Origin of the sequence: Cryobacterium sp. PH31-L1 (assembly GCF_030063145.1) — a bacterium.
Lineage (GTDB): Bacteria > Actinomycetota > Actinomycetes > Actinomycetales > Microbacteriaceae > Cryobacterium.
The window spans coordinates 119,433-139,713 of the sequence record NZ_JASISM010000002.1 but is presented as its reverse complement, the minus strand read 5'-3'; the positions used below and the strand labels follow the sequence as shown (position 1 = coordinate 139,713).

Below are 20,281 nucleotides of genomic sequence, written 5' to 3'. Positions count from 1 at the left end.
AACTGTCATCATCTGCTATCGTTCAACTCGTCAGCGTCGACGCCTTCTCAATTGTTCGACAATTGCCCCGCACGATCGCCGGCAGCACAGCACAACTCCTGCAGCTCTTCACCGATCCAGAGGGAACAACATGCTTGCACCACGCACGCTCCGCAGAATTCTCTACGCCGCCGGCACCTCGCTGGCTGTCGTCGGCCTCATCACAGGGTGCACGTCGGGTACCGCCACGAACACGCAGCCCACGAACGCCAGCGTCGAGGGCAACGAGGCCCAGGGCGACACCATCGTCATCGGTTACTCGGGCCCCGCCTCCGACCATGGCTGGCTCGGCGCCATCAACAGCGCGGCGATCGCCGAGGCCGACAAGTACGACGACATCGACCTGCGGGTGGCCGAGGGCACCAACGACGCCAACCTGCAGATCAGTCAGGTCGAGGGCTTCATCAACGATGGCGTCGACGCCATCGTGCTGCTGCCCACCGACGGTGCCGCGCTGACCCAGGTGGCCACCCGAGCCATGGAGGCGGGGATCCCGGTGATCAACGTGGACCGCGAGTTCTCCAGCACCTTCGCCGCCCGCGCTACCATCCTCGGCGACAACTACGGCATGGGCGTCAGCGCCGGTACCTACATCTGCGGAGAGCTCGGGGACAACCCCGACGCCGTGATCGCCGAGATCGCCGGCATCGACTCGCTCCCCCTGACCCAGGATCGTAGCGCCGGCTTCGCGCAGGCGCTGAGCGACTGCGGGCTGTCGGTCACCAACCGCGTCTCCGCCGACTTCACCGTGGCGGGCGGCGAGGCCACAACCTCGCAGTTGCTCGCTGCCGCCCCGCAGATCGACGCGCTCTGGAACCACGACGACGACCAGGGTATCGGCGTACTCGCAGCAATCGACACCGCCGGACGCGACGAGTTCATCATGGTCGGCGGCGCCGGATCCGCCAACGCCATGCGCCTGATCCAGGCCGGCGACAGCGTCATGAAGGCCACCGTGGTCTATCCGTCCACCCAGGCGGCCGACGGCATCCGCTTGGCCCGCCTGCTCGTGCAGGAGAAGGCGATGAGTGACCTGGTCGAGGTCGAGATTCCCAGCCGGATCGTGCTCAACGCCCCGGTCGTGACGAGCGAGAACGTGGACAAGTACCTGCCGACCGCCTTCGAGTCCTAAGCGGCACTCTCGCGCAGGAGTAGGCCGAGCCTGCTCCTGCGCGACATCACCAGCCCGCGACGACCAACAGAAAGAGTTCCCTCATGAGCGCACCCCTCCGCGTAGCCCTGATCGGCCACGGATTCATGGGCGCAGCGCACTCCCAGGGCTGGCGTGTGGCCCCACGATTCTTCGACCTGCCGACGCAGCCCCAGATGAGCATCCTCGTCGGGCGCGACCCGGTCTCGGCGGCCGCGGCCGCAGAAAAGTGGGGCTGGGCCGAGTCCTCCGCCGACTGGCGGGCCGTGATCGACCGGCCCGATATCGACGTGATCGATATCTGCACCCCCGGCACGTCGCACGCCGAGATCGCCATCGCAGCGCTCGACGCTGGCAAACACGTGCTCTGTGAGAAACCGCTCGCCAACACCGTCGCCGAGGCCGAGGCGATGACGGATGCCGCCGGTCGCGCCTCCGCGCGCGGCGTGTACGCCATGGTCGGGTTCACCTATCGCCGCATTCCCGCCGCGACGCTCGCCCGCGACTTCGTGGCCGCCGGCAAGATCGGCGACGTTCGCCAAGTGCGGGTGAACTACCTGCAGGACTGGCTGGTCGACCCGGAATCCCCGCTGACCTGGCGCCTGCAGAAGGACCTTGCCGGCTCGGGAGCGCTCGGCGACATCGGCGCGCACGCCATCGACCTGGCCCAGTTCATCACCGGTCAAAGCGTCACGAGCGTCTCCGGAATTATCGAGACCCTCGTGAAGGAACGCCCGCTGGTCGGCGCCCGCCACGGACTCTCCGGCACCGTCACTGCAGAGCGCGGCGCGGTGACTGTCGACGATGTGGCCCTGTTCACCGGCCGGTTCGAGGGCGGCGCGCTCGGCAGCTTCGAAGCCACCCGCTTCAGCACCGGCCGCAAGAATTCCTTCCGCATCGAGGTGGCCGGCTCGCTCGGCGCGATCTCGTTCGACCTCGAAGACCTCAACGCACTGGGATTTTTCGACGGAACCGCCGCGATCGGGCAGCAGGGCTTCACCAAAATTTTGGTCACCGAGCCGCAGCATCCGTACCTGGCCGCGTGGTGGCCGCCCGGGCATACCCTCGGGTATGAGCACGGTTTCACCCACCAGGCCCGGGACTTCGTCGAGGCGATCGCTGCCGACGTTCAGCCGACGCCCTCGTTCGCCGACGGACTGCAGGTGCAGCGGGCGCTCGCCGCGGTCGAGGCCAGCTCGAACGCTGGCAGCGCCTGGACCCCCATTCTCGCCCGCGAAAAATAGGAGCACATCATGGCCCGCCCGATCACCCTGTTCACCGGCCAGTGGGCCGATCTTCCCTTCGACGAGGTAGCCCGGCTGGCCTCCGGCTGGGGCTATGACGGGCTCGAGATCGCCTGCTGGGGCGATCACCTCGACCCGCATCGCTGGAACGACGCCGACTATGTCGCCAGCAAGCTCGCCGTGCTCGAGAAGTACAACCTCAAGGTCTGGGCTATCTCCAACCACCTCAAGGGACAGGCCGTCTGCGACGACCCGATCGACCAGCGCCACCGCGATATCCTGCCGGATTCGGTCTGGGGCGACGGCGACCCGGAGGGGGTGCGCCAGCGCGCCGCCGAAGAGATGAAGAACACCGCCCGCCTCGCCGCGAAGCTCGGCGTGAAAACCGTCATCGGCTTCACCGGTTCGGCAATCTGGAAGTACGTAGCCATGTTCCCTCCGGTGTCGCAGCAGCTCATCGACGCCGGATACCAGGACTTCGCCGACCGCTGGAACCCGATTCTCGACGTGTTCGATGAGGTCGGCGTGCGCTTCGCCCACGAGGTGCACCCGAGCGAGATCGCCTTCGACTACTGGACCACCCATCGCGCCCTCGAGGCCATCGGGCACCGCCCGGCCTTCGGCTTGAACTGGGACCCGAGCCACTTCATCTGGCAGGACCTCGACCCGGTCAGTTTTCTCTGGGACTTTCGAGATCGCATTTACCACGTGGACTGCAAAGACACCAAGAAGCGGATGTCCAACGGCCGCAACGGCCGCCTCGGCTCGCTGCTGGCCTGGGCAGACCCGCGCCGCGGTTGGGATTTCATTTCCACCGGCCACGGCGACGTACCGTGGGAAGACAGTTTTCGCATGCTCAACACCATCGGCTACGACGGCCCGCTCTCGGTGGAGTGGGAGGACGCCGGAATGGACCGCCTGGTCGGCGCTCCCGAAGCACTCGCCTTCGTACGGTCGCTCGCCTTCGACGCGCCGACCGATGCATTCGATGCGGCGTTCAGCACGCGGCGCTGACCGCGTGCGTGCTGCGGGCATCCGCTTATTTTGTGTGCCCCGTTCGGTCTGGCCGCGCCGCGCTCCCAGCCGCCTCCCAGCCAGCGTGAACCTGACCGTTAGGCGGGACCACTAACGTCGTAGGCAACGGCTGCTTCGGCGGCGCAGCGACGAACGAATGGTGAACTCCCGCATGAGCACTTCCGGCCAGGCCCGTCCGCCCAAAAAAGACCGTCGCGAGGAGGCCCGCGAACACGCACGGCTGATGCGGGCCGAACAGGTCAAGCGGGACAAACGCCGGCGCCTCTTTCTGCGCGGCGGCATCGGTATCGGCCTGCTCGCCGTGGTTGCCGTCGTGGCCCTCGTCATCGTGAACAACGTCAACGCACCGGCGGCGCAGGGTCCGGCGAACATGGCCAGTGACGGCATTCTGCTCGGCAGCGACGGCACCACGGTCTCCGCCGCGACGACAGCTGCCCAGAGCGCTGACGCGAAACCGATCGCGACCGACCAGACGGCCCTCACGAACACGGCCAACATCGTGGTCTACCTCGACTATCTCTGTCCGATCTGCGGCACCTTCGAAACCACGAACGGCGACCAGATTACCAAGTGGGTCACCGCCGGCAACGCCACGGTCGAGTTCCACCCCATCTCGATCCTCGACCGCGCATCGTCGGGCACGAAGTATTCCACCCGCGCCGCCAACGCCGCTGCCTGCGTGGCGGACTATGACCCGAACAAATTCCTGGCCTTCAACACGGCTATGTTTGCCGGCCAGCCCGCCGAGAACTCAAGCGGCCTGACCGATGCCGAACTGACCAGCCTCGTGCAGGGCGCCGGCGTGACCTCGACCGATGTCGCCAGCTGCATCACGGACGAGACCTACTCGGGCTGGGTCGCCGCGTCGACGCAGCGCGCGCTCGACGGCCCGATCGCCAACGCCGACATTCCCAAGGTCGAAGGAACGCCCACTGTGCTGGTGAACGGCGTGAAGTACACCGGTTCCGTCTCTGATGCCGCCGCCTTCGAGGCTTTCGTCACCGCGCAGACGACCGCTGCGGCCGGCGCGGGCGAGTAGCCACCCGCCCGCACTTGGGACGGGGCCCGTGCCCCGTCAGCCGAGGGCGAGCCCGGCCCAGAGCCCGAGCGCAGCCGCCAGAACAGATGCCGCCAGCATGCCGAGTCCGTTGGCCAGCGCGGCCAGATACCGATGCGCCTGGGCCAGCCGCACGGTCTCGAAGCTGGCCGTGCTGAACGTCGTATACCCGCCGAGCAGGCCGACGCCGAGCACGAGGCTCCACTCCGGCGTGAGCACGAGGTTCAGGGCCAGGCCGGTGACAAGGCCGAGCAGCAGCGAGCCACTCACGTTGATGATCGTGGTGCCATAGGGAAACGCCCCGCCGAGGCGGGTGCGAACGAGGCCGTCCAGAATCAGGCGGGTGGCCGCACCCACTCCGCCGGCCGCAGCGACGCCGAAGAACAGGAGCGGGGTCATCCGTTTCCCCCCCGAGAGGATTCCCCGCGACGGTGCAGCGCCGCGCCCAGCACGATTCCGAGCCAGGTCGCGAGGCCGCCGAGCAGAACCGTGGCGAGCGCATAGGCGATGGCCGGTGCGATGGCGCCGCCGTGAAGGAGCAGCGCGGTGTCGGTGGCGAGGGCGCTGTAGGTCGTGAATCCACCGAGCAGGCCCGTGCCGAGCAGCAGGCGCGCGGTGCGGCGGCCACCGGCGTCGTGTCCGCGGCGCACGAGCGCTTCGAGCAGCAGCCCGAGCAGCAGGGCTCCGAGCAGGTTGATGCCGAGAGTGGTCAGCGGCAGGCGGGCGCCGGCCAGATCGATGGGCGGCAGCAGCAGCCCGAGCGCTTCGCGGAGGGCGGTGCCGACGGTTCCGCCGAGAAAGACGAGGGCGAGGTAGCGCCAGTTCAGGTGCACGGCTCGTGGCGTGTTCGTGGCGATGGTTCACCTACCTGTTGCACTCAGCAGGAACCATCAGCACGGGCAGTTTGAGCGGATGCTCGGGCGGGATCCATCGCCGTGGCCAGAATACACGCCCTAATCGGTGGACTCCCACGGTAGTTCGTCGCGAAAGGCCACCGGGGCCAGGGGAATGACCACGACGGGTCGGTGCTGCCGGTGCGCGAGGTGCACGGCCACGGAGCCGGCGAAGAACTCTTGCACGCTGGCCCGCACGCCCCGCTCGCGTGTGCCGACCACGATCATCGCGGCATCAAGGGTGTCGGCGAGATGCGCAAGCGCGCGGGCCGGGTCGCCCGCGACAGCCCGGGTCGACCAGGTCAGGGTGCGACCGGCGAGCAGGGTCGTCAGGTGGGCTCGCAGGGCAACGGGAAAGCCCTCGTCGTCCAGATCGAGCAGGTCGGGGTCGACCGGCAGCGAGAGGATGCTGCCGTCGGCGAACTCATCGATCACGTAGCGGCCGGGCTCGACCGTGGCGCAGACCAGCTCGGCCTGAAACCGGTCCGCAAACGCGGCGGCCTCCAACACAACCACGTCGGGCTGGCCGGGTGTGACTCCAACGATCACATAGGTACTCATGTGGGCTCCCTTCGGGCTCCGCCCCGGGACCAGCTTGGCCGCGTTCCCCTCATCGGGCTAGTGGCGCGCGGGTGGGGCAGTCGGCCAAGCAGTCGCGCGGTGGCGCACGGCCGCCAAGCAGGTCGAACGGATGTCGCGCCACGCGCCGGGCGTCAGACGTCGGCGAGCACTCCGACTACGGAGTTCAGCGAGCCGGGTACCACGCTGTAGTACGACCAGGTGCCGCGCTTAGCCCGGCTGAGAAAGCCGGCCTCGACGAGTACCTTGAGGTGGTGCGAGATGGTGGGCTGGCTCAGGGTGAGCTGGTCGGTCAGGTCGCAGACGCAGGCTTCCTGGTCGGTGTGGGCCGAGACGATCGAAATGATGCGCAGCCGGGCCGGGTCGGCGAGGGCTTTGAGAGAGCGGGCCAGGGCATCGGCGTGGTCGGGGGCGATGGACGCGCGGGCTAACGGCGAAGAGCAGGCATCCGCTTCGTCGGTTGAACGGCGAGAAATGTCGGTCAGTGGCAGGGTCTGGGTAACCGACACGCGAACACACCCTCCTTAGATTGACATCGGTCGATCCAGTGATCTAGCGTGGACATCGACAACGATCAATGTTACCGCGAATCGCTGTCTAAGACTTGGAGATTCGTGAACAGCACCGCCCCAGCCCCCACCCGACTCGGCGCGATCGACCGGCTGCTGCCCGTCTGGATCCTCGCCGCCATGGCCCTCGGCCTGCTGCTGGCCGGATACGTTCCCGCCGTCGGCGAGCTGCTGCACTTGTGGACGATCGGGTCGATCAGCGTGCCGATCGCCCTCGGGCTGCTCATCATGATGTATCCGGTACTCGCCAAGGTTCGCTACACGGATGCCCGCGCCGTCGCCAGCGACAAGCGCCTGCTGGTCTCCTCCCTGCTGCTGAACTGGCTTGTCGGCCCGGCCCTCATGTTCGCCCTGGCCTGGATTTTTCTGCCCGACCTGCCGGAATACCGCACCGGCCTGATCATCGTCGGGCTCGCCCGCTGCATCGCCATGGTGCTGATCTGGAACGACCTGGCCTGCGGCGACCGCGAAGCCGCCGCCTTTCTCGTGGCCGTGAATTCGGTGTTCCAAGTCGTCGCGTTCGGCGCGCTCGGCTGGTTCTACCTGCAGGTGCTGCCAGCGTGGCTCGGCTTGCCTACAACGAGCGCCGAGTTCTCGATCTGGGCAATCACCGCGAGCGTGCTGGTGTTCCTCGGCATCCCGCTGCTGGCCGGCTATCTGTCGCGCCGCATCGGCGAGGCGCGCCGCGGGCGCGACTGGTACGAGGCGCGCTTCCTCCCCCGGGTCGCCCCGTTCGCACTATGGGGCCTGCTGTTCACCATCGTCATGCTGTTCGCGCTGCAGGGGCAGCTGGTCTCTGACCACCCTGGGGATGTCGCGCGCATCGCGCTGCCGATGCTGGTCTACTTCGCGGTCATGTTCCTGGTCGGTTTTCTCACCGGGCGCCTGCTGCGCATGACCTACGAGCGAACCACGACCCTCGCGTTCACCGCCGCCGGCAACAACTTCGAGCTCGCCATCGCCGTCGCGATCGGCACCTTCGGCGCGCTCAGCGGCCAGGCCCTGGCTGGCATCGTCGGTCCGTTGATCGAAGTGCCGGCGCTCATCGCCCTGGTCTACGTGGCACTCTGGCTCAAACCCCGCTTGTTTCCCGAGCGGATGCCGGTGGCGGCGTCGCCGACGCCCGCCGCGGCATCCACTCTCGTTTAGACGAAAGAAGACTCCAATGAAACCCTCCGTACTCTTCGTCTGCGTGCACAACGCCGGACGCTCGCAGATGGCTGCCGGCTATCTGACCGCGCTCGCGCAGGGACGCGTCGACGTGTTCTCGGCCGGCTCCGAGCCGAAGGACCAGATCAACCCGGTGGCCATTGCTGCGATGGCCGAAGAGGGCATCGATATCGCGCACAACGTGCCGAAGATTCTCACGACCGAGGCGGTCAAGCAGGCCGACGTCGTCATCACCATGGGCTGTGGCGACGCCTGTCCGATCTTTCCGGGCAAGCGGTATGAGGACTGGGAACTGGCCGACCCGGCCGGCCAGGGTCTCGAGAGCGTGCGCCCCATTCGCGATGAGATCAAGGCGCGCATCGAGGCGCTTCTCGCGGAGATTCTGCCGGTCGTCTGACTCGTCGCTGAGCTTTCCGGCCCCGGGCCCGGAAACCGGGACCACGATTGATCATGGGCCCAGTTGCCCAAGGTGGGCCCGGCGAGCGGATGCCGCCTCGCTACGCGAGCGTCAGGAACAACTTCTCGAGCTCGGGCACCGTCATTGAGTTCTCGTTGTCGGGGTTCGCGATGCAGTCGCGCATCGCGGTCGACACGATGACGAAGCCCGCCTTGTCGAGCGCGCTCGACACTGCGGCGAGCTGCGTGACCACGTCGCGGCAGTTGCCGCCGCCCTCGACCGCGGCGATCACCGCGGTCAGCTGCCCCTGCGCCCGGCGCAACCGGTTGAGAATCTTCTTCTGCTCGGCGGCCCTGGCCGTCGTGTCATCGGCCGTCGACGAGATCGCCACCTCAGGCCCCCTGTTCGGTGGGAAGCCCGGCCTGCTGCCAGGCCGTTGTCCCTCCGGCGATGTTCACGGCGTCGTGGCCGTGGGCCGCCAGATACTCGGCGACCTGGGCGCTGCGACCGCCGAGGGCGCAGATGACGTGCACCGGGACATCCGCTGGAATCTCACCGATTCGTGCCACGACCTCGCCCATCGGAATGTGCACAACGCCGGGCACGTGGGCTGCTTCGTACTCCCACGGTTCGCGCACGTCGATGACGACGGGTTCGGTGAGCGCGTTCAGCTCGGTGGCGGTGATCTCTTTCATGCGAGGGCCCTTTCCAAAATGGGGGAAACAACAAGGCTAGACGTTCCGGCGAGCCAGGTGCGATAGCCGCCGTCAAGATTGCGCACGTCGAATCCGTTCTGGGCGAGAATGCGAGCGGCGGTATGGCCGCGCTGACCCACCTGGCAGTGCACGATCAGCGGCACACGCGGCAGCTCATCGAGCCGGCCGCGCAGGTCGTCGAGCGATACGTTGAGCGCGCCCGGAATGCTGCCGGCCGCGAATTCGCCGGCCGATCGCACGTCGACGAGCACGGCGCCGCGGCCGCGCGCTGCCGCCAGCTCGTGCCATTGCAGGTTCACGCTCGTGCCCTGCGCGAGGTTCGACGCGACGTAGCCGAGCTGGTTGATTGGGTCCTTCGCGGAGGCATACTGCGGCGCGTAGGCCAGTTCGAGACGCGTCAAAGCGGATGCGCTCAGCCCCGCCGCCATCGCGACCGCCAGTACGTCGATGCGTTTGTCCACCCCGGCGCCGCCCACTATCTGGGCGCCGAGGATCGCGTCGGACTCGGCGTCGATGAGCAGTTTGATGGACATTCCCTCCGCGCCGGGAAAGTAGCCGGCATGGTTGGCGGGGTGGGTGTGCGCGATACGGTGGGCGCGGCCGGCCTCGACCAGGCGTTTCTCGCTCCAGCCGACCAGCGCCACGGTGAGGCCGAAGATGCCCAGGATTCCGGTGCCGAGCGCGGGGGTGGCCTGCTCGGGGGTGCCGGCAATGCTGTCGGCCACGGAGCGGCCGTGTCGGTTCGCGAGGCCCGCCATGGTGAGGAGCGTGCCGGTGCCGCTGACGGCATCCGTTTTCTCCACGCCGTCGCCGACCGCGAAGATATGCGGGTCGCTCGTGGCCTGGGTGCCGTCGACCCAGATGCCGCCGCTCTCGCCGAGGCGGAGGCCGGCCTGTTCGGCGAGGGTGACGTCGGGGCTTACGCCGCTCGCGTCGATCACGAGGTCGGCGGGCACGCTGCGGCCGTCGCTGAGCATGATGCCGAGGGCTGACGTTCCGGTGACCGTGGTGTTCAGGCGCACGTCGACGCCGCGTTCCCGCAGGCGATCGAGTACAGAAGCGGCCATCTCGGGGTCGAGCGGGGTGAAAATCTGCGGCCCGCGCTGCACGAGGGTCACGTGCACGCCGCGGTGCACGAGGTTTTCGACGGCTTCGAGGCCGATGAACCCACCGCCGATCACCACAGCGGATGCCGCTGCGGCGCCCGCCAGCACCGCGGTGATGTGATCGACGTCGTCGACCGTGCGCAGGGTGCGCGTGGGGACGGTGGTGTCTTCAGCCGCGGTGGATCGTGCCGAAGCGCCGGCCGCGAGCACGAGGCGGTCGTAGTGTTCAGCGCTCGTTTCGTCGGTCAGCAGATTGCGCACCGAGACGGTCTGGGCCGTGCGGTCAATCTGCACGACCTCGGTGTCGACGCGCACGTCGAGTGCGAAGCGTGCCCCGAGGGATTCGGGGGTCTGCAGCAGCAGGTCACCGCGATCCCGAATGATTCCCCCCACGAAATAGGGCAGCCCGCAGTTCGCGAACGACACGTAATGGCCGCGCTCGAACACGATGATCTCGGCGCTCTCGTCGAGTCGGCGCAACCTGGTCGCCGCCGACATTCCGCCCGCAACTCCGCCTACAATGATGATTTTCACGTGTGCCTCCGGATCAAGGATACCCCAAGGGGTATAAAGAGCACAAGCCTGCGGTGCGCGCCGCCTGCGCTCATGGGGCCCTCGTTAGGAAACCGGGACCACGATAGATCTTGGGCCCACTTTCCGGGCCCGGAAAGCACACTCAAGCAGGCTGGGCTCGGAAACCGCGCAGGCGCAGGCTGTTCGTCACCACGAAGATCGACGACAGGGCCATCGCGGCCCCGGCGATCAGAGGGTTCAGCAGCCCGGCCATCGCGAGCGGAATCGCCGCGACGTTGTAGGCGAAGGCCCAGAACAGGTTGGCCTTGATCGTCTTAAGGGTGCGGCGGGCCAGCCGTATCGCATCCGCTGCGGCGAGCAGGTCGCTGCGCATGAGCGTCAAGTCACTCGCCTCGATGGCCACGTCGGTGCCCGACCCCATGGCAATGCCGAGGTCGGCGGTCGCCAAAGCGACGGCATCGTTCACGCCGTCCCCGACCATGGCCACCACGTGGCCCTGCGCCTGCAAAGAAGCGATCGCCCGAGCCTTGTCGGCCGGCAGCACCCCGGCGGTCACATCGGTAATGCCGACGAGCGAGGCGACACTCTGCGCCGCGGCGAGATTGTCACCTGTCACGAGCATCGGAGTCAGCCCGAGGGCACGAAAGCGAGCTATCGCCGCGGCGCTCGTAGGCTTCACCGTGTCGGCGACGGTGAGCACGCCGCGCACCTGGCCGTCCCAGGCCACCATGACCGCGGTCTTGCCGAGTGCCTCCGCGGTGCCCATCACGGCCTGCATCTCAATCGGCACGACAAGGTTCCAGCGCTCGATCAGCCAGACGGGCCGTCCGACCAGCACCAGGCGTCCATCCACCAACGCCTGCACGCCGAGCCCCTGCTCGGACAGAAACTCCGACGAAGCGCGCACCGCGCCCAGCCGAGAAACCGCGCCGGCCGTGATCGCCCGGGCGATCGGATGCTCGGACCCGCTTTCGGCCGCCCCCGCCAGCCCCAGCAGATCGTCTTCAGACCCGCACTCGCGCGCATCGACACTCGACAGCGTCATACGCCCGGTGGTGACCGTGCCGGTCTTGTCGAGAACAATCGTGTCGACCCGGCGCGTGGATTCCAGAACCTGCGGCCCCTTGATCAGGATGCCCAGCTGCGCGCCGCGCCCGGTTCCCACCAGCAGCGCCGTCGGTGTGGCCAGCCCGAGCGCGCACGGGCAGGCGATGATCAGCGTCGCCACGGCCGCGGTGAACGCCATCGCGGCGCCAGCCCCGACCAGAAGCCAGCCGGCCAGGGTCGCGAGGGCGAGCAGGATCACGATCGGCACGAACACGCCGGAGACGCGGTCGGCCAGGCGCTGCACCTCGGCTTTGCCGGTCTGGGCCTGCTCCACCAGCCGGCCGATGTGGGCCAACTCGGTGTCCGCACCGACCTGCGTGGCCTGCACCACGAGTCGCCCGCCGGAGTTCAGGGTGGCGCCCACAACACTGTCGCCCGGACCGACCTCGATCGGTACCGATTCGCCGGTGAGCAGGCTCGCATCGATAGCGCTCGAGCCATCAACGATCACCCCGTCGGTCGCGACTTTCTCCCCCGGCCGCACCACGAACTGGTCGCCGACCACGAGCAGCGCGGTGCTGATGCGACTCTCGACACCATCACGCAGCAGCGTGGTCTCCTTCGCGCCGAGCTCGAGCAGCGCCGCGAGGGCCGCGCCGGAGTTGCGCTTTGCCCGGGCTTCCGCGTACCGACCAGCCAGAATAAACACGGTGACAGCGGATGCCACCTCCAGGTAAATCTCGCTGGTGCCGCTTCCCGGCGTGGCCGAGAAGGTGAAACTCATGGTCATTCCAGCCATGCCGGCCGTGCCGAAGAACAGGGCGTAGAGCGACCAGCCGAGGGCGGCGAGCACGCCGACGCTGACCAGGGTGTCCATGGTTGCGGCGCCGTGGCGGGCGTTCACCCAGGCGGCGCGGTGGAACGGCCAGGCGCCCCAGATCGCGACCGGGGCCGCGAGGGTCAGGGCCAGCCACTGCCAGTTCGGGAACTGCAGCACGGGAATCATTGACAGAACAGCGACGGGAACAGTCAGCGCGGCAGAGATCAGCAGGCGCTGGCGCAGGGCCGCCAACTCGGGGTCGACGGCGGTCGGGGCCACGGTGACGGGGGCCGGCAACGCGGCCGTATACCCGGTGGCTTCGATGGTTTTGATGGCGTCGTCGATGCTCGTGCCGGCCGGCACGAAGACGTTCGCCTTTTCGGTGGCGTAATTGACACTGGCTTCAACCCCGGGCATCCGGTTGAGCTTCTTCTCGATGCGGGCCGCACACGAGGTGCAGGTCATACCCCCAACGAGCAGGTCCACCTGCTGGCCCGCATCGGCAGACATCAGGCGGCTACCAGCTGGTAGCCCGCCTCCTCGACGGCCGCGGCGACCAGGGCGCGGTCCAGCGGGGCGGCGCTCGTGACGGTGACCTGCGAGGTGCCACCCTTGACGACGTCGACCGTGACGTTCTCGGCGCCCGCGAGCGCGGTAATCTCTTCGGTCACGCTGGCGACGCAGTGGCCGCAAGTCATTCCGTCAACGCTGTAAGCGGTCGTGGTGCTCATCGAAAATTCCTAACTGTTTCCCCGAATGGGTATTTATTCGAGCATACCCCTTGGGGGTACCCTTTCCCCTACTATACCCCGAGGGGGTACAGTTAAGCATTAAGTTCACGAACGACGCAGAGGATAATGTCATGACCGAGTCAGAGAGCCACGACGGCCCGCACGGCTACATCTCCAACAAGGACGCCTATCTCAAGCGCCTGCGCCGCATCGAGGGTCAGGCCCGCGGCTTGCAGGGCATGGTCACCGACGACAAGTACTGCATCGACATTCTCACCCAGATTTCGGCCATGACGAGCGCCCTCGAATCGGTCGCTCTGGGCCTGCTCGATGACCACCTCAACCACTGCGTTCTGCACGCGGCCATGGCCGGCGGTACCGAAGCCGAGGCCAAGCTGCAGGAGGCATCTGCGGCCATCGCCCGGCTGGTTCGCTCCTAAGGACCGGACCTTTGGCCCTAGTCGCCGCGCCGCGCCGCGCGCGACACTGTTAATACAAATACAGCCAGCGTGCCCATTCGGGAAGGACCACCATGAACCTGCCGCACAGCGCGCCCCAGACGACGGCTGAGGCATCATTCGCCGTTCCCATCCGCGTTTTCATTCTCGACGACCACGAACTGGTGCGCCGAGGTCTGCGTGAGCTGCTCGAGGGCGAGGGTTTCGACGTCGTCGCCGACACCGGTTTGGCGGCGGAAGCCACCGTGCTGATCCCGACGCTGCGACCCGACGTGGCCATTCTCGACGCCCGCCTGCCCGACGGCACCGGCATCGAGGTGTGTCGCGACGTACGCTCGGTCGATCCGGCCCTGCAGTGCCTCATTCTCACGAGTTACGACGACGAGCAGGCGTTGCGCGGCGCCGTGCTCGCCGGCGCGGCAGGCTACGTACTGAAGGAAATTCGCAGCACCGACCTGCTCGACAAGATCCGTCGCGCAGCCGCCGGTGAGTCGCTGTTCGACCCAACCGTCAAGGCGGGCATCATCACCGGCCTGGCTGACCCGCAAGACGCCCGTCTCGCGTCGCTCACCGCGCAGGAGCGCAAGGTGCTCGACCTGATCGGAGAAGGTCTGACCAACCGTGAAATCGGTCAGACCATGTTTCTGGCCGAGAAAACGGTCAAGAACTACGTGTCGTCGATGCTGGCGAAGCTGGATTTTCAGCGCCGAACCCAGGCTGCCGTGTACGTTGCGACACGTGGAGACGAACACCAACGGTAATCTCCGGCACCGGCGCAGACCAGCGCAGCCGGGTGCCCTCGCCCGGGGTGCTGCGCACCGAGAATTTGCCGCCGAGCAGCGCCGCTCTCTGTTTGAGGTTGTCCAGGCCGCTGCGGCGGGTGGGCTTGCTGAAACCACAACCATTGTCGGCGATGACGAGCTTGATGCGGTCGTCCTGGGCATCGACCGAAATGTCGATCATGCTCGCCTGCGAATGCCGCGCAGCATTACTGAGGCCCTCCGAGATCACGGCGAGCAGGTTGCTGGCGAGGTCATCGGCGAGCGGCGCATCGATCGGCCCGGACAAGCGGATGCGCGGCGCATACGGCAGGCTCGCCGCCCCCTCCTTGATCACGGCCAGAATGCGACTGCTGAGCATCCCGGTGTCCTGCGCCATGCCGCGCAGCGAATAGATCGTGTCGCGCAGTTCCCGAATGGTGTCATCGAGCTCGTTCGTGACGGCGTTGATGCGGTCGAGCGCAATCGGATCGTTGGTGAACCGCCGCAGGCTTTGCATGCTCAGCCCGGCGGCGAACAGCCGCTGAATGACCAGGTCGTGCAGGTCGCGGGCGATGCGGTCGCGGTCGCCGAGCACGGCCTGCTCTTCGCGCATGCGGTGCACGGAGGCCAATTCGAGCGCGAGTGACACCTGCGTGCCGAAGACCGCGCTCATCTCCACATCGGTGACGCTGTATCGAGCGGATGCCGGTGCGCGCGACAGCAGAATCACGCCCTGCCCGTCGCCGGCCGGCCCCAGGGCGGCAATGAGGGTGGACCCCAGGTGCGACCAATGGGCGGCCGAGCCGGGCGCGGCATCCGCTACCTGGAGGGGCGGAGTGGCGAGCGTGGCGGAGCGGCCGGTGGCCTGCAGCTCGGCCAGCACACCGGGTTGCAACAGCACGGTCGTGCCGAGCAGTCCCGCCGCAGTCGTGCCATCCGTGCCGGCCGCAGCCGCACAGTACAGGCTGTTGTCGGTGGGAAAACCAATCACGGCCAGTTCGGCACCGGAGGCATCGAGTACGCGCTGAACGACGAGGTCAAGGCCGTTGTCCTCACCGTCGACCGGTCGCAGCAGGTCGCGGCCCATCGCGGCGACCGCTTCGAGCCAGCGAGAGCGAGCACGGGCCTCGTCGTAGAGGCGGGCGTTCTCGATCGTGACGCCGGCGGCCGCGGCGAGCGCCACGGCCAGAGTCTGATCTTCGTCGGTGAAGTCCCCTCCGCCCTCTTTCTCGGTGAGGTAGAGGTTGCCGAAGACCGTGTCGCGCACCCGCACCGGAACCCCGAGGAACGACTTCATTGGCGGATGGTGGGCGGGAAAGCCGAAGGAGTCGGGGTGATCGTGCAGGTCGTGCAGGCGAATCGGGTTCGGCTCTCGAATGAGCAGGCCGAGCACGCCGTGCCCGGTGGGTAGCGCGCCAATCTGGCGCACGGTTTCTTCGTCGAAGCCCACGGTGACGAAGTGGCTGAGCGCCTGGCCCTCGCCGATCACGCCGAGCGCGCCGTAGCGAGCCCGCACGAGCTGGCAGGCCGCTGTAACGACGCGTTCAAGAACCGCTTCGAGGCTGAGGTCTTCAGCCACCGAGACGACGGCGTCGAGCAAACCGCGCATGCGGTCCTGGGTGAGGGCAAGTTCGGCGGCAGTCTGATCCGTCATCGTCGTCCCCCACCCTCATGCCGTCCGGTGATCTAACCTTGGCATGACTTGGTGGTAGTGAACCTACTTATGGGTGGTTCTGGTGACAATTGTCGGGCAGGAGATGTGCAGCAGCACTTCGTGGCTGACCGAACCCATGAGCAGGCGCTGCAGCGAGCCCCGTCCGCGACTGCCGACGACGAGCAACTGGGCGTGCTGCGCGGCCGCAACGAGTGCGCGGGCCGGCGATTCGTCGGTCTCCAGAACCTGGTGCACCACGAGGTCAGGGTACTGCGTGGTGAGGCCGGCGACAGACTCGGCGAGCACAACGCGCTCCTCCTCCATGCGCTCGGTCACGGCGTCGGCCGGAATGCTGCGCAGAACGCGACGATTCGGCAGGTGCACCGCGTAGAGGGCATACAGCTCCTGGCCGGTGCGGTCGGCCTCGGCGGCGGCGAACGCCACGGCGGTCAGCGAGTCGGCCGAGCCGTCGACGCCGACGTAGACGCCGGTTCTCTCGGTCTCGGGCAGGGAGGGAATCACGGCGACCGGGCAGGTAGCCAGCGCGGCGATCTGTAGGCTCACGCTGCCGAACAGTTCGCCCTCGACGCGGCCCTTCTGGTCGGTTCCGACGACGACGAGGTCGGCGTCTTTCGAGAGTTCGCTCAGCACGCGCGGTGCGCTGCCGGTGCGCAGTTCGGTGTGGGTGGTGACGCCGGGGGCGAGGGCCACGGCGCGGGCGCCGGCTTCGGTGAGCAGCTTCTTCTCGGCGTCGAGGATGGAGTCGTAGTAGCCGTAGCCATCGGCCAGCCAGGTTTCGTACACGGTGTGCATGAGCGTCACCGGGCTCTTGACTCTCTCAGCGCGGGCCATGGCCCACGCGAGGGCGGTCTCGCCGGCGGCCGAATCGTCGATGCCAACCACAATCATCCGGTTCATTGCTCTACCTCGTTCTTGATCAGGTCGCAGCAGTGGAGTCCCCCGCCACGAGCGCGGAGCTGATGCCCCATCGCCTCACACTCATCCTGTCAGCAGCGGGTTGCAACAAGTAGGGCCGGAAGTCCCGATTAGGTGCCCAATCTGTGGCCGCACAGGGCGGGACTTTCGGCCCTAGTCGCCCTCGGCCCGTCGGTCTTAGCGTAGTTCTGACGGGTCTTCTGCCCGCCCACATTGTAAGAATCAAGGAGATACCCGTGAAGGCATTGGTTTATGGCGGTCCCGGTCGAAAGAGCTGGACCGAGGTTCCCGACCCGAAGCTGCACAGTTCGACGGATGCCATCGTGCGCGTGGATACCACCACGATCTGCGGCACGGACCTGCACATTCTCAAGGGTGATGTGCCCGCCGTGACGGTCGGGCGCATCCTCGGCCACGAGGGCGTCGGCACGATCACCGAGGTCGGCTCAGCGGTGAGCAACCTCACGGTAGGCGACCGGGTCATCATCTCCTGCATCAAGAGCTGCGGCCACTGCAGCAATTGCAGCAACGGGCTGTACTCGCACTGCCTCGGCGACGAGGGCGCCTCCGGCATCGGCTGGGTCTTCGGCCACCTCATCGACGGTACCCAGGCCGAGTTCGTGCGCGTTCCCTACGCCGACAACTCCCTGCACAAGCTGCCCGAGGGCGTCAGTGACGACCAGGGCGTCATGCTCAGCGACATCCTGCCGACCGGTTTTGAAATCGGCGTGCAGTACGGCCGGGTCAAGCCCGGCGATGTCGTCGCCGTGATCGGCGCCGGTCCGGTGGGACTGGCCGCCATCGCCACCGCCGGCCTCTACGGCGCCGCGAGCATCATCGCCATCGACCTCGACGAAAACCGCCTCGAACGGGCCCGCGACTTCGGCGCCACCGACACGGTCGTCTCCGGCGCAGCGGATTGGAAGGAACAGGTTCTCGCGCTCACCGACGGCGCCGGCGTCGACGTCGCCATCGAAGCCGTCGGCATCCCCCAGACGTTCACGATGGCCACCGAGATCGTGCGCCCCGGCGGCAACGTCGCCAACGTGGGCGTGCACGGTAAAGCGGTCGACCTGCACCTGGAGAACCTGTGGATCCAGAACATCAACATCAGCATGGGCCTGGTCAACGCCAACACCACGAAGATGCTGCTGAAGCTCGTCGCGAGCAAGAAGCTGGCCGCAGAGAAACTCGTCACGCACCACTTCAGTTTCGACCAGTTCCTCGAGGCCTATGACACTTTCGGCCGCGCGGCCGAAACCAAGGCCCTCAAGGTCATCATTTCCCGCTAGTTCCGCGTCCACTGCCTGGAGGTTTCATGCGCGCCCTGATCGTCTACGAATCGATGTACGGCAACACTCGTCTCATCGCCGAGGCGATCGGGCGCGGCCTGGCCCCGGCCGAAGTGATCCTCGTGCCCACGAATCAGGCCGCGGGCGTTGACCTGTCGCAGGTCGACCTGCTCGTGGTCGGCGGCCCCACCCACGTGCACGGCATGAGCCGACCGAGCACCCGTCAGGGCGCGATCGACGCCGCCGTCACGCCCCAGCACACCCTGCACCTCGAAGCGAATGCCGCCGGCTCCGGCGTGCGCGAATGGCTCGCGTCCCTGAACGGGCTGGCCTGCCGCGCTGCGGCGTTCGACACCCGGCAGGAGGGCCCGATCCTGCTGACCGGGCACGCCGCCAAGAGCATCGGCAAGAACCTGCTCGCCGCCGGGGCCGACGTCATCGCCGACGCGACGAGTTTTCTGGTGAACAAGAGCATCGCGCTGGTGCCGGGCGAGGTGCGCCGCGCCGAGGCGTGGGGCACCATGCTGCGGGAGCGGTCGGTGCCCGGGCCGCAGCATCCGTTCACGGGCTTAATCAGCACCGCCTGAATCACTCGGGATGGGGCTTAAGGCCCTACTCGGGGGTGCCGCCGACGGCTAACGTGAAGAACACTCGTTGGTGACGATCACACGACATTCCCGCTCGTGGCCCGCCCCGAAGAAGGGATTTTCTCATGACACACACGCTCACACGGAGCCAGACGGTGGTTGCCTGGGACGGGTCGGAACCCGCCAGGGCAGCCCTCGACTGGTCGCTCGCCCGCAGCAACCACGGCGAACTCAATCTGGTGCGCATCCTCGATCGCACCGTGTCGTCGGCTGATTACTTTACCGAGGAATCCACCACGGTGCGCGCCCGCGAGATACTCAAGGACGACGCAGACCGGGTGAGGGCAAAATACCCCGATCTAACCGTGAATGCCGATCTGCGCTCCGGCGACCCGATCACCGAACTGCGCGCCCTGAGCGGGGCCGACACCCTCGTCGTGGTCGGAACGCACCGCCGCCGCGGGTCGACCCTGCGCTACGAATGGTCGATGGGGGCCAGGCTGGCCGGTTCGGCCAACGGACCGATCGCAATCATCCCGCAGGGTGACAACAAACCTCACTCGGGCATCGTGGTCGGCATCGACGGCTCGGCCGCGTCGAATGCCGCCGCCGACTTCGCCGCCGAGGAGGCCGACCGCACCGGTCAAGAACTGCACGCGATCCACGCCTGGCAGGAACCGCTGGTCTGGCGCGACACGACCGAACCCGACGCCCGGTTCCTCCAGTCGCTCGAGACCTCCCATCGGCGCATCCTCGACGAATCTCTGCTGGCCGTCTCTCGCCGCTTTCCGTCGCTCGTCATTCGGGCCTCCCTCGTTCGGGGAGCCCCACAATCGGCGCTGCTCGACGCCGCCCGTGGCGCTGCGCTGCTCGTCGTGGGCGACCACGGACAGAAGGGCATCTCGAAACTGCTGCTCGGGTCGGTGAGCCACTCGATCGTGCTGAACATCCAGTCGCCCATGGTGGTCATCCCCGCGCCGTCCGCCTGACCGGTCGCCGCCCGCGCCCGGCTGCGCCGGTGCGCGGGACCTGCGCCAGTGCGCCCCAGTTTCGCCTCGCGCGCAGCGGCGTAGCTACCGCGCAGGCAGAAACAGGGCTAATAGACCTGGCGAAAGTGCCCGATGAAAGTGATCGTGTTGCCCTCCGGGTCGACAATGGTGGAGAGCTGCACGCCTTTGTTCGCCTGCACGATCTCGCCCGGCGCCAGCCCGCGACCGTGCACTGCGGCGAGGTGCGCCAGCAAGTCATCGACGGCGAAATTGAGCAGACCGGTGCCGGCGCGGGCCGGATCGTGCGTGAGCTGCAGCCATCCGTTCTCGGTCACCCGCCATTCCACGAGCAGGCCAGCCATGGGAGCGTTGTCGGCCGGGCGGCCGATGAGTCGTTCGTACCAGCGGTGTGCGGCCTCAAAATCGGCCACCGGAACGACGGCGAGCAAATGATTGATGGTCATGGGGCCTCCTCGGTGCACGCCAGGTGTCGCCACCGTACCCCGACCGGCCGCGA

23 protein-coding genes and 1 riboswitch are annotated in these 20,281 nt (G+C 67.4%); of the genes, 11 read left to right on the top strand and 12 right to left on the bottom strand.

Translation table 11 applies throughout. The features are described from left to right. Positions 1-130 precede the first annotated feature (130 nt). The 4 genes from QMF22_RS05040 to QMF22_RS05025 all read left to right on the top strand — a co-directional run bounded on the left by QMF22_RS05040 (position 131) and on the right by QMF22_RS05025 (position 4,507). Positions 131-1,171, top strand: coding sequence for a substrate-binding domain-containing protein (locus QMF22_RS05040; protein ID WP_283451031.1), 1,041 nt, complete (start codon positions 131-133; stop codon positions 1,169-1,171). 83 nt (positions 1,172-1,254) lie between these two features. After that, positions 1,255-2,433: a Gfo/Idh/MocA family protein gene (locus tag QMF22_RS05035; protein WP_283451029.1), complete on the top strand. Its 1,179-nt coding sequence runs from the start codon at positions 1,255-1,257 to the stop codon at positions 2,431-2,433. 9 nt (positions 2,434-2,442) lie between these two features. Next, on the top strand, positions 2,443-3,447 hold the full coding sequence (locus QMF22_RS05030) for a sugar phosphate isomerase/epimerase family protein (RefSeq protein ID WP_283451027.1): 1,005 nt from the start codon (positions 2,443-2,445) through the stop codon (positions 3,445-3,447). A 172-nt stretch (positions 3,448-3,619) separates the two neighbouring features. Then, positions 3,620-4,507 (top strand): DsbA family protein, encoded by an 888-nt coding sequence (locus QMF22_RS05025; protein ID WP_283451025.1) that lies wholly within the window; start codon positions 3,620-3,622, stop codon positions 4,505-4,507. Positions 4,508-4,543: 36 nt separating this feature from the next. Here the strand turns inward: QMF22_RS05025 and QMF22_RS05020 are convergent, their stop codons facing one another. The 4 genes from QMF22_RS05020 to QMF22_RS05005 all read right to left on the bottom strand — a co-directional run bounded on the left by QMF22_RS05020 (position 4,544) and on the right by QMF22_RS05005 (position 6,506). Beyond that, positions 4,544-4,924 carry a fluoride efflux transporter FluC gene (locus QMF22_RS05020; protein WP_283451024.1) on the bottom strand — a complete coding sequence of 127 codons (381 nt, stop codon included), beginning with the start codon at positions 4,922-4,924 and terminating at the stop codon, positions 4,544-4,546. After that, a complete protein-coding gene (locus tag QMF22_RS05015) occupies positions 4,921-5,358 on the bottom strand; it encodes a CrcB family protein (protein ID WP_283451023.1) in 438 nt (145 codons plus the stop codon). Before QMF22_RS05015 ends, QMF22_RS05020 begins: the two co-directional genes overlap by 4 nt. A gap of 41 nt (positions 5,359-5,399) precedes the next feature. After that, positions 5,400-5,469: riboswitch (Fluoride riboswitch) on the bottom strand. A gap of 9 nt (positions 5,470-5,478) precedes the next feature. Continuing rightward, a complete protein-coding gene (locus tag QMF22_RS05010; RefSeq protein ID WP_283451022.1) occupies positions 5,479-5,979 on the bottom strand; it encodes a universal stress protein in 501 nt (166 codons plus the stop codon). A 152-nt stretch (positions 5,980-6,131) separates the two neighbouring features. Beyond that, positions 6,132-6,506: an ArsR/SmtB family transcription factor gene (locus QMF22_RS05005; RefSeq protein ID WP_283451021.1), complete on the bottom strand. Its 375-nt coding sequence runs from the start codon at positions 6,504-6,506 to the stop codon at positions 6,132-6,134. 180 nt (positions 6,507-6,686) lie between these two features. Here QMF22_RS05005 and arsB point away from each other — a divergent pair, with 180 nt between their 5' ends. Continuing rightward, on the top strand, positions 6,687-7,715 hold the full coding sequence (arsB, locus tag QMF22_RS05000; protein WP_283451641.1) for an ACR3 family arsenite efflux transporter: 1,029 nt from the start codon (positions 6,687-6,689) through the stop codon (positions 7,713-7,715). Between the two features lie 16 nt (positions 7,716-7,731). After that, positions 7,732-8,133 carry an arsenate reductase ArsC gene (locus QMF22_RS04995; RefSeq protein WP_283451019.1) on the top strand — a complete coding sequence of 134 codons (402 nt, stop codon included), beginning with the start codon at positions 7,732-7,734 and terminating at the stop codon, positions 8,131-8,133. A gap of 100 nt (positions 8,134-8,233) precedes the next feature. Here QMF22_RS04995 and QMF22_RS04990 read toward each other — a convergent pair whose 3' ends face one another. The 5 genes from QMF22_RS04990 to QMF22_RS04970 form a co-directional block, all read right to left on the bottom strand. After that, the gene (locus tag QMF22_RS04990) at positions 8,234-8,524 is read right to left on the bottom strand and encodes a metal-sensitive transcriptional regulator (protein WP_283451017.1); all 291 of its coding nucleotides are present in this window, start codon (positions 8,522-8,524) and stop codon (positions 8,234-8,236) included. Position 8,525: 1 nt separating this feature from the next. Beyond that, complete coding sequence (locus tag QMF22_RS04985) at positions 8,526-8,828, bottom strand: rhodanese-like domain-containing protein (RefSeq protein ID WP_283451014.1); 303 nt, start codon at positions 8,826-8,828, stop codon at positions 8,526-8,528. Further along, positions 8,825-10,489, bottom strand: coding sequence for an FAD-dependent oxidoreductase (locus tag QMF22_RS04980; protein WP_283451012.1), 1,665 nt, complete (start codon positions 10,487-10,489; stop codon positions 8,825-8,827). The genes QMF22_RS04985 and QMF22_RS04980 overlap by 4 nt, the downstream gene beginning before the upstream one ends. A 142-nt stretch (positions 10,490-10,631) precedes the next feature. Then, positions 10,632-12,866, bottom strand: coding sequence for a heavy metal translocating P-type ATPase (locus QMF22_RS04975; RefSeq protein WP_283451010.1), 2,235 nt, complete (start codon positions 12,864-12,866; stop codon positions 10,632-10,634). Continuing rightward, positions 12,866-13,087 carry a heavy-metal-associated domain-containing protein gene (locus QMF22_RS04970; RefSeq protein ID WP_283451008.1) on the bottom strand — a complete coding sequence of 74 codons (222 nt, stop codon included), beginning with the start codon at positions 13,085-13,087 and terminating at the stop codon, positions 12,866-12,868. The genes QMF22_RS04975 and QMF22_RS04970 overlap by 1 nt, the downstream gene beginning before the upstream one ends. Before the next feature lie 131 nt (positions 13,088-13,218). Between QMF22_RS04970 and QMF22_RS04965 the strand changes: the two genes are divergently transcribed. Further along, positions 13,219-13,527, top strand: a complete 309-nt coding sequence (locus QMF22_RS04965) for a metal-sensitive transcriptional regulator (RefSeq protein WP_283451005.1) — start codon at positions 13,219-13,221, stop codon at positions 13,525-13,527. Between the two features lie 92 nt (positions 13,528-13,619). Beyond that, positions 13,620-14,306, top strand: a complete 687-nt coding sequence (locus QMF22_RS04960) for a response regulator (RefSeq protein ID WP_283451004.1) — start codon at positions 13,620-13,622, stop codon at positions 14,304-14,306. Here the strand turns inward: QMF22_RS04960 and QMF22_RS04955 are convergent. Both QMF22_RS04955 and QMF22_RS04950 read right to left on the bottom strand, forming a co-directional pair. Beyond that, on the bottom strand, positions 14,206-15,960 hold the full coding sequence (locus QMF22_RS04955) for a GAF domain-containing sensor histidine kinase (protein WP_283451003.1): 1,755 nt from the start codon (positions 15,958-15,960) through the stop codon (positions 14,206-14,208). The genes QMF22_RS04960 and QMF22_RS04955 overlap by 101 nt on opposite strands. A gap of 63 nt (positions 15,961-16,023) precedes the next feature. After that, on the bottom strand, positions 16,024-16,878 hold the full coding sequence (locus QMF22_RS04950; protein ID WP_283451002.1) for a universal stress protein: 855 nt from the start codon (positions 16,876-16,878) through the stop codon (positions 16,024-16,026). 254 nt (positions 16,879-17,132) lie between these two features. Here QMF22_RS04950 and QMF22_RS04945 point away from each other — a divergent pair, with 254 nt between their 5' ends. The 3 genes from QMF22_RS04945 to QMF22_RS04935 all read left to right on the top strand — a co-directional run bounded on the left by QMF22_RS04945 (position 17,133) and on the right by QMF22_RS04935 (position 19,764). After that, entirely contained in the window at positions 17,133-18,188 is a 1,056-nt protein-coding gene (locus QMF22_RS04945; protein WP_283450999.1) for a zinc-dependent alcohol dehydrogenase family protein, read from the top strand. A gap of 26 nt (positions 18,189-18,214) precedes the next feature. After that, the gene (locus QMF22_RS04940) at positions 18,215-18,775 is read left to right on the top strand and encodes a flavodoxin family protein (RefSeq protein ID WP_283450997.1); all 561 of its coding nucleotides are present in this window, start codon (positions 18,215-18,217) and stop codon (positions 18,773-18,775) included. Positions 18,776-18,900: 125 nt separating this feature from the next. Beyond that, positions 18,901-19,764 (top strand): universal stress protein, encoded by an 864-nt coding sequence (locus QMF22_RS04935; protein ID WP_283450995.1) that lies wholly within the window; start codon positions 18,901-18,903, stop codon positions 19,762-19,764. Positions 19,765-19,871: 107 nt separating this feature from the next. Here QMF22_RS04935 and QMF22_RS04930 read toward each other — a convergent pair whose 3' ends face one another. After that, positions 19,872-20,228, bottom strand: a complete 357-nt coding sequence (locus QMF22_RS04930; RefSeq protein WP_283450993.1) for a VOC family protein — start codon at positions 20,226-20,228, stop codon at positions 19,872-19,874. Between the last annotated feature and the right edge of the window lie 53 nt (positions 20,229-20,281).